The organism is Mesorhizobium sp. M2D.F.Ca.ET.226.01.1.1 (assembly GCF_004022705.2).
Classification (GTDB): Bacteria; Pseudomonadota; Alphaproteobacteria; order Rhizobiales; family Rhizobiaceae; genus Mesorhizobium.
The window spans coordinates 1-1,163 of the sequence record NZ_RZOY02000041.1 but is presented as its reverse complement, the minus strand read 5'-3'; the positions used below and the strand labels follow the sequence as shown (position 1 = coordinate 1,163).

1 protein-coding gene is annotated in these 1,163 nt (G+C 60.0%); it reads left to right on the top strand.

Translation table 11 applies throughout. The annotated features are described in order from the left end of the window. Positions 1 to 296 precede the first annotated feature (296 nt). Positions 297 to 1,163: ATP-grasp domain-containing protein (locus EN869_RS33660; protein ID WP_127253950.1), on the top strand; the 867-nt coding region annotated here is incomplete at its 3' end.

Sequence of the window (1,163 nt, the reverse complement as noted above, 5' to 3'; positions counted from 1 at the left end):
GGCGCGACGGCGCTGCCCGCCGCGAGCTACCGCAGGCTGAAAGATGCCTTCGCCACTCGCCCGTATCATCTACACCACGGGACACGTTTCGTGCGGAACCCGACACATTGAGGCGCAAATATGCCCCGGCGCGGCGCGAAACACATGCTTTTCCCCCTTTTTCGCGCCACCTGTTCGGTGGCACGCCGATTGCTTGAGGCTTCGTGTAGGCGTGCGGTCAAGATGAGCTGTTCCCACAGAGATCCGGATCCGAACGAATGCACGTGACAGCAAGGCATACATCAAAGGAGTAGCTCATGCGGGTAGCCGTCGTGTGGAACAGTGATTTTACGGGCGTGATCAACCGGTTCGGTCAGCCTTATCCGCAGCCGCCGCAGCCTTGGCCGCATTACGGCGCGATAACCAAAAGCGTGATGGCGGCATTGCAAGAGGGCGGCCACGAAACTCTGCTGTGTGAAGGCGATAAAGAACTGCTCGCCACGCTCCAGGGCTTCATGCCACCCGATCCGCAAGCCCGCCCTTCGGGGTTAGTATTCAACTTGGCAGAGGGAATTCAAGGCGAGTACCGTTTCACCCACGTTCCTGCCATGCTTGAGATGGCCGGTGTTCCATACACCGGATCGAGTCCGCTCGGGCATGGGCTGACCGACGATAAGGTCATCAGCAAGACGCTCATGCGCAGTTGCGGCGTGCCAACGCCGAACTTTCGCGTCATGCGCAGCGGCACCGAGAGCACCGAGGGTCTTCGATTCCCAGTGGTAGTGAAGCCGCGTCACGAAGACAACAGCTTCGGTTTGCAGCTCGTACATGAGCCCGCTAAGCTGACGCAGGCAGTGGAAATGATCATCACGCAATATGCGCAGGATGCGCTCGTGGAAGAATACATAGATGGGCGAGAAATCCATGTGGCGCTGCTCGGAAACCGAGAGATAGAGGTGTTGCCAGCTGTGGAGCATGACTTCGGCGGCGGCCAAACGCGTCTCATGACTTGGGAGGTGAAGTACATGGACGCCGCGGCGCTGCCCAGGATGTGTCCGGCGCAAGTCGAGAGCAGCCTTGCAACTTTGCTGCAGGACATTGCGGTTGCGACCTTCCGTGCCTGCCAGTGCCGGGACTACGCCCGCGTCGACCTCCGGATCGACCGCTCCGGTCAGCCCTTTGTC